Source organism: Enterobacter cloacae complex sp. IR5403 (genome assembly GCF_049238705.1).
Lineage (GTDB): Bacteria > Pseudomonadota > Gammaproteobacteria > Enterobacterales > Enterobacteriaceae > Enterobacter > Enterobacter hormaechei_C.
In genome coordinates, this window is record NZ_JBMKHP010000001.1 from 614,953 (window position 1) to 622,535 (window position 7,583).

The following is a 7,583-nucleotide window of genomic DNA, read 5'->3' on the forward strand; positions in this document are numbered from 1 at the left end:
CCAAGGCGTGGATTTTCATTCAGAGATAAACACCCTCTTCTAATGAATTTTCAGTAAACGTTGTTTTTGTAAAGGAAATTAGCACATCTGAACCATGCTTTTTATATTTAACCTCGTAACTACCAGGTTCTAAAGTAATAAACTCGCCTGAAATAGCATCTGAATCATCTGGCTCCAGATCTCCGCCCGTGACATCCTCTCCCGCCCCTATGAAAACCTTTCCAGTAGGTACGTTTAAAAATAACGATCCGGTATATTCACCAATGTCATTTTTAATATCAACTTTATAGGTACCATCATTTCCAAGATTGAGAAATAACACATTCCCTTTATTTATTTCTTCAACTTCATCTTCTGGAAGACTCCACCAATCTGCATCATCATTAATCCTATGCTTTAATGACATTAAATCATAAATTACTAATGTGGCAGTATCCGTCTGTATATTAATAGATTTATTCATTTTACCCCCTATTGAAATATTATCTCACTGATGGCATCTCCGGGCTGAAGCCCCGCCTTTCTGCCTGCATTTTTCAAAGAACTACCGACACTTTTATTAATAGTTTCGTTCAGCATTTGTAATCTTTGTGTAGGCGAACCTCCAACAATTAAATCAACAGGATGATCAGCGTTTAACTTACTTAGATCAGGTGCTGAGCCAAACATTTTTTCAAAGCGTGCAGAAACAGCCTGCCTGTAAGAACTTTGCAAAGATGAAATCCTAACCTCATGGGTGCCAGGAGACCAAACTAACTCTCCTCTTTGAGCCGCTCGGTTTAAGGCATTCATTTTTTTCATAAACTGTCTTTCGAGGAATTTTCTCTCAGTTGATGACAGCTTTGTGCTGCTTAAAATCTTCGGTTTATTGACAGTTAAGCGTGTACCTCCAGAACATCTACTCAACCCCCACGGATCCACCCACCCCAGCGCATTCGGCGCATACTGGTAAAGGTTTATCCCCCCCGCCAGCCCTATCGGGTCCTGCTGCGTAAACCTTCCGCAGTCCGGGTCATAATACCGGAACAGATTGTAGTGCAGCCCTGTCTCACGATCCAGGTATTGCCCCTGCATACGCAGGTTCTGAGAATATCCTGATACCTGCGTCTCGCTTTCCCGCAGCAGTTTGCCCCAGGCACTGTTCACCCCTTCCCAGCGCACCTGCCCTTCGCTATCCGTCATCCGCTCCGGTGTACCGTTGGGCTGGCAGTGGAACCAGAAGATTTCCGGGGCATCAACGCCGTCAATACGTGCCAGCGGATCGTAGCTGTCCTGATCGCTGTAGACGTAGGTCAGCGGCACATCCCCGTGCACCTCCTGCAACAGCCGGAACCCTTCCCAGACAAACCGGGTGGTGACCGGCTTGCCGGTCGGCTGCCCAAACAGCATCTGGCGGCGCGTTTTGCTGATGCGTCGCCCGAGCGGGTCATAGCGGAAGCTGACCTGCGTCTGCGGCCTGTTGCGGTCCCGCGGCTGGCTGATGACCTCCGTCAGGCGGTGCTCGCCGTCGTAGCGGTAGTGCCAGCGGGTCTGGCCGTTATCCTTCTCCACGGTGCGGCCGTGGATGTCATAGCGCCAGCGAATGCCGTTCAGCTGCGTCAGGCGGTTGTGAGTGACCTTCTCAGCAAAGCCTTCGAGCGGGTTACCGGCAGCATCCCAGCGCCACTGCTCCTGGCCGGGCAGCGTGCCGTCCTGAACCAGCAGACGTCCGGCGCTGTCGTACTGCCAGCGGTACCAGCTGAACGGGTTATCGTCCCGCTCTTCCCGCACCAGGTTATTGCGATAGTCGTAATCCCAGCGGCGGGACCAGCGGCGCGGCGACGGGCGCTGGGCATTGCCGGTAAAGACGTCCCGGCGATGCAGTCGTCCAAGACGATCGTATTCACTGCGGGTGGTCAGCAGCCCCTGGGTGCGGCTGGTTTCACGATGGAGTTCGTCGCGGGTAAAGTCGGAGACCGAGAGCTTATCAAGCGCGATGCTGAGCAGATGCCCGCTGCCGTAGTAGAACTGTTTCAGCTCCCGGCCATCGGGCAGCGTGACGGAGGTGCGGTTACCCAGCGCGTCATACTCCCACGCCAGCTCCCCGTGTTCGCCCGTTTCGCGCGTGACGCGCCCGAGCGCGTCATACTCAAACACAAGCTCCTGCTCGGCCTCGGCGCTCCAGGCATCGGCTGAAAGCGCGGGATGCAGCCCAATCCGACTCAGAAGGCCGGACGGGGTGTAGTGGTAGCGGGTCTGCCCTTCCGGCGTGGTGCGGGCGACCAGTTGGCCGCTCGCGCTCCAGGCGAAAGCGTGGGTGATGGCCTCCGGATGATCGGCGGCAAAGGTGCGCGCTATCGTACGCCCGCAGACATCGTAGCGATACTGCGAGGCCACGCCATCAAGCCCCACCTCTTCCAGCAGCAGCGAGTCTGCGCCCCAGCGGAACTGATACGCTTCGCCGTTTTCGTTTTCCAGGGCAATCAGACGCCCGCGGCTGTCCCAGCGGCGGCGCACCTCTTCACCCTGCGTATTACGGGTGGCGGTTAAGCGCCCTGCCTCGTCGTATCTGAACTCGCTCTCTTTCCCGTCGGCACCCGCATGCTTCACCGGCAGACCACGTTCGTTCCATTTGAGCGACTCGGTCCAGCCTTCTGGTCGGTCGAGCTGCACCGGACGCCCCGCGGCGTCGTAGCGGTAACGCGTCTCTTCGCCGTCGGCGCTTATCTCAGCCACCAGCCAGCCCAGCGGATGATAACGGTATTGTGTCACACGGCCCGAACAGTCCGTCGCACGCACCATCTGCCCGGCTTCGTTGTACTCCTGGTAGCGGCTATTCCCGGCGGCATCAACTTCTTCAACCACCTGACCAAACTCGTCCCGACGCAGCAGCGTGGTCTGCCCCATCGGATCCACCACGCGTTTCAGCCCATGATGTTCGTCATACAGGAACCGGGTGGCGCTACCGTCGGCTTCGATGATGGACGCCGGAAGCGCACGGTGCTCCAGCCAGGTGGTGGTGCGGGTATTGCCATCGGCGTCGATCTCCTGCACCCGGTTGCCCATATCGTCATAGACGAAGGTGACGGCATTACCCAGCGGATCGATGCGACGCGTGAGGAGTTCGTTGTCATCCCACTCGTAGCGCCAGTTCTCACCGCGCTCGTCAACGTAGCGAACAATCAGGTTTTGCGCGTTCCAGTAATGCTTTCGCGTCTGACCGTCGTAGTGATCGACGGTCGTCAGCCCGGCGGCTAAATCGTAGCTAAAGCGACAGCCGTCGCCGGTGCTGGTGCGGTTTTCCACCACGCGCCAGTGGTCGAATTTTTGCCAGCGGTATTCGCTCTCCAGCCCGCCCGGCAGAAGGTGCCAGACCATCAGGCCATCATCGTTATAACGGTATTCACGTGTTACCACGCCGGAGGCATCCGTTGCGCGGGCCAGCTGGCCGCGCGCGTCGTACCCCCACTGCATCAGCGGCCATGTCTGGTTGCCGTCGAAATGGCTGGCAGCGGTAACGCGCTGCGGGAAACGTTCATCTTCATAGCGCAGGGTGACGTCGATTGCCCGCGGCTCATCATGGATACCAATCAGCCTGCCGTGTTCATCCCACTCCGTCAGCAACGCGTTGCCGTACTCGTCGCTGAGGGAGGCCAGGCGCAGGATGGAGGGGTTAGCGCGGGTCGGTTTATACAGACGCCACACCGCGCCGTCATCATCGGCTATCGCCACGTCGCCGCTCTCATTGCGACGGATAATGATGCCTTCGCTGATGCTGTAAAACGCGCGGTCGACCGGCGGCAGTTCAAAGCTCAGCTCGCGCCCGGTTTCATCGAACCAGGTGGCGTTGTTTTCTTCCAGCGCCAGATAGCTGTCAAAGGTGGTAGCCCAGCCCAGACCGAAAAGCCCTTCGCGGGTGGTCAGGCTGTTGTAGCTGCGTTGCCAGCGCAGCGGAAAGCGCCCCGGCAGCGAGAAATCGAGTTCGTCGTCGTCATTCAGCACCTTCACGCCAGTGGCGGCGTGAACCGGGTGCGAGGAGCCGAACACGGCGTTGACGGCCATATCAGCCAGCATCCCGCCACCGGCAGCAGCCAGCGCGCAGGGCATGTTTTTCAGAATCTTGCCAGGACGCCCGCGCAGCAGGGAGAGCGCAATCATCCCCAGCGCCAGACCCGGCGTTTTGCCGCTTTTAATGTCGCGGACCGTGAGCGTGTCACCGCCGATGATCACGTTAGGGGAGACGTCGTCGGAAACGGTGCCCTCGCAGGTGGTGCGATCTTTTGCGCGCACCGCGGGTTGTCCGTTGATAAAGACGCTTTTAGAGCCTTCCGCCAGATACTGTGGCCCGGAGTGTTTATCACACGCCACCTTGTCTTCTTCCAGCGGCGAGGTCCCCGCGGCGGCAGAGGCGACGCTGGGCTGCCACATCTCGCTGCCGAACTGTCCGGCAGCGGAGAGCAGCATGCCCGCATAGTCGGCAAAGCTGCCCGGCGACTGAGGCTCCGGGGACGGGGTATCGGCAGGCGTTAACGTCCCGGCTGCGCGTGCAGCGGGAAGTTTATTTGTCAGAACGTTGCTCGAACCGGTGGTGATTTTGCCCGCGGGCGACGGCGGGAAAAGCGCGTTACCCAGCCCTTCAGCGGCGTTGCTGATATCGTCGGTGATCCCGGCGACGTTCGCCAGAACCCCGCCGATAATGCCGCTCAACAGACAGCTGGATCCAATCGCCGCCACGCCTGCCGCTGCGGCCCCGGCTCCCAGCAGTGGGGCCGCGACGGTCGCTGCTGCGCCCACCGCCGCGCCAATCACCGCATAGGCGGCACCTTCCGCCACAATGCTGGTTATATCAGCAAAAATGCTGGAGTGAATAATCTCGTCGCCCTTACGGGCCGCGTTGTTATCGCTCATGCCTTACACATTCCGGTTGTCGTTTAGCTTCAGACTTTGCTTCAGTGCGCTCCAGCGCGCCTCGTCCTCTTCCGTAAAGGCTTTTAAGGCCGAGAGGGTAAAAATCATCAGTACCGGTTTGCCTGGCGTCTGCACGGCCAGCTGTTTTTGCCACAGGCGCTGGCCGTTACGGTCAAAGGTGGTCTCAACTTCCAGCCCGTTAATTTTTCCGTCAGGCCCGGCTTGTACGTGCTGAAATTCGCTCTGGGCGATCTCACCCATCTGAGGACGCAGCACGTCCCACTGGCGGTGAAACTCTTGTTCGTAGTCGCTGCCATCGGGAATCACGCCGCGGCTGACTACCACGGATAATCCGCTCTCGTCATCACGAATGATGTTCATGCTGTTATCCTGCCAGGCAGCAGGAAAAAGGGTAAAGGAACCTTCCTGGAGGGTGTATTTCATAAGTGAACTCGGGATGATTTATTAGAAAAATAAAATTAAAAGCGCTAAAATTTATACCGCCAATATTAATTACTGCTTAGCGACTCAGAGAAATATGATCATTAGAACGTTAGCACTTTCTTTTTTTCCGCAAAAACTTTAGGGGCAGCGATATTATTGGCCGTTTGATAATTATCTTCTTTCACAGCCCGTAAAGTTGCCTCGCAACTTATTGTTCGTAGCGTGACATAACTACCCTGCCCAGGCATTCCTGATTCAGAACTGGAAAGCTAAATGCCCATGCCAGCCCGCGTTCATCGGTAGGGGTGCGATATCCAACTGATTGTCCCGGCGTGTTTCCGCGAGGGATATTAGACAATTTCAGATCCGGGAAATGAGATTTGACTTGATCAAGAGTAATACATGGTTGATTAACTACGAAAGAAACCAAAGATACGCTGTTATCACCATTTCCCCATAAACGAACATCCACATTGCTGATCCGTGTGCCATCAGTTAACGTAAAGGGAGCTGAAGTATAACGGTCTTCTTTCTCCTGTGTATTATTAATCAGCGGTTGGTTAAACAGTTTACTGACATCCTCAACTTGTTTACCCCACACTGATTTCATTTCTTTAATCATTTGCCACAACGAATCTTGATTCATTTTATTATGCCCTGCATAGGTAAATATTGAAAATAGTGGAAGAACAATGAGGAATGTAGCTTTAATCATCCTACTTTCCATAGAATCCTCCATAGTAATCATTATAATTTAGATTAGTCCCTGAGGCTATTTCGCCTTTACCATACACTTTCCCTATTGCTTTGGCTGCATCAATGCGAGATAACTCACCACTTACCATTTTATCATATGCAGAATTATATGCTTTTAGGTTTTCGGCACTTCCCGCTATATCAATATCAATACCGCCGTTTGCAAGGATCTCGCGTTGTATTTTAATATTATTCAGCGTTGCTCCACCTTCATCCATAAGCTGGCTGTTGATGAAGCTTTCCTTACTCGAAGAATCTACCGCAACAGGATAAGTTGCATGCCCTGCCTCATGTGCCAGAGTTTGCACCGTTGTGGCTGTATCTTCCATGTGTTCAGGGTCCATGACAATCAATTTGTTATTCGTATCAGCGTAACTCCCCCCTCCTGCTGCTCCCGGTTGAATAGCCCACCCTTTATCTTTTAGATCTTTTAATTGTGTCTGAAGCGTTGGTGACTTATTGATTTCCTTAACTACATCTTCACTGAAGGGCATCACATCAGAGTTGTAGGAATTATTTTGATAGACGTAACTCCCTTTTAATGGTGGCGCTGATGCAAATTTTGTTGTTGGTTTTGGTCTGGTTGCTGCTGGCGCTGAAGCTGCGGGAGCCGGATTCTTAGCACTTTTATTCGGAGAAAACTTCTCCTGCACCGCCGCATCAATATCCCCTTTATGCCCCGATCCCGGTGCCGTTGTGCCCGGCTTGGTGCCCGACGTATTCAGATGCAGCTTACCGCCCGTGGTGATATACCCATCGCCCTCAACGAAGAAGTTGAACTCTTTGCCGATCAGGTTAATTTTGCCGTTAGCGTTAAGCTCAATAGCACTCTCGCCCGAGACCAGCCGCAGCTTCGTCCCGGAAGCAATGACATACTGCTCCACCGCCGCATCCAGCTTGCCTTTCCCCGTCAGGATCTCAGTTCCGCCTTTCACCGCCTGGGTCTGGTTCGCTTCCACGCGATGCAGCTCGTTTTTCTTCACGTAATGGCTGCGCGCCCCGCCAACGCTGTGCGTTTCATCATTTTTAATGCTGGTGTCCATGTTGCGCTCGGCCTGGATCCACACCTGCTCTGCACCCGCCTTGTCCTCAAAGCGCAGGGCGTTGGCGTTGTCCACGGAACCGTCTTTTGTCCGGCTCATAAAGCCCATCTGCGTCGCCGCAGCCGGCAGCGCCCACGGCGGCATGCTGGCCTCGTTGTACACGCGCCCGGTAATGATCGGACGGTCCGGGTCGCCGTTGATAAAGTCCACCACCACCTCATCGCCGACGCGCGGGATCTGCACCCCGCCGTAGCCCTGGCCCGCCCAGGCGCTCGACACGCGCACCCAGCAGGAGCTGGTGTCATCGCCTTTCGCCAGACGGTCCCAGTGGAACTTCACCTTCACCCGGCCGTATTTGTCCGTCCAGATACTCTCGCCCTGCGGCCCGACCACTTTCGCCGTCTGCGGGCCGTAGGTGCGCGGCCACGCCGTGCTCTGCGCCGGACGGTACGA

At 55.4% G+C, this 7,583-nt stretch carries 5 protein-coding genes; all 5 read right to left on the reverse strand.

Features of this window, described 5'->3' with window-relative positions:
• Window positions 1-19 precede the first annotated feature (19 nt).
• Window positions 20-463, reverse strand: a complete 444-nt coding sequence (locus tag ACOTW6_RS02980; protein ID WP_062933874.1) for a DUF6386 family protein — start codon at window positions 461-463, stop codon at window positions 20-22.
• Between the two features lie 8 nt (window positions 464-471).
• Entirely contained in the window at window positions 472-4,887 is a 4,416-nt protein-coding gene (locus ACOTW6_RS02985; protein ID WP_246616013.1) for an RHS repeat-associated core domain-containing protein, read from the reverse strand.
• Window positions 4,888-4,890: 3 nt separating this feature from the next.
• Window positions 4,891-5,331, reverse strand: a complete 441-nt coding sequence (locus ACOTW6_RS02990) for a DcrB-related protein (protein ID WP_213789443.1) — start codon at window positions 5,329-5,331, stop codon at window positions 4,891-4,893.
• 208 nt (window positions 5,332-5,539) lie between these two features.
• The gene (locus ACOTW6_RS02995; protein WP_223831766.1) at window positions 5,540-6,046 is read right to left on the reverse strand and encodes a hypothetical protein; all 507 of its coding nucleotides are present in this window, start codon (window positions 6,044-6,046) and stop codon (window positions 5,540-5,542) included.
• A 1-nt stretch (window position 6,047) separates the two neighbouring features.
• The coding region (locus ACOTW6_RS03000) for a type VI secretion system Vgr family protein (protein WP_421766229.1) at window positions 6,048-7,583 on the reverse strand (1,536 nt) is incomplete at its 5' end.

What these genes read in the sequence shown, in the direction of transcription:
- ACOTW6_RS02980 (WP_062933874.1), bottom strand. Translation starts at nt 463, where the DNA reads ATGAATAAATCTATTAATATACAGACGGATACTGCCACATTAGTAATT.
- ACOTW6_RS02985 (WP_246616013.1), bottom strand. Translation starts at nt 4,887, where the DNA reads ATGAGCGATAACAACGCGGCCCGTAAGGGCGACGAGATTATTCACTCC.
- ACOTW6_RS02990 (WP_213789443.1), bottom strand. Translation starts at nt 5,331, where the DNA reads ATGAAATACACCCTCCAGGAAGGTTCCTTTACCCTTTTTCCTGCTGCC.
- ACOTW6_RS02995 (WP_223831766.1), bottom strand. Translation starts at nt 6,046, where the DNA reads ATGATTAAAGCTACATTCCTCATTGTTCTTCCACTATTTTCAATATTT.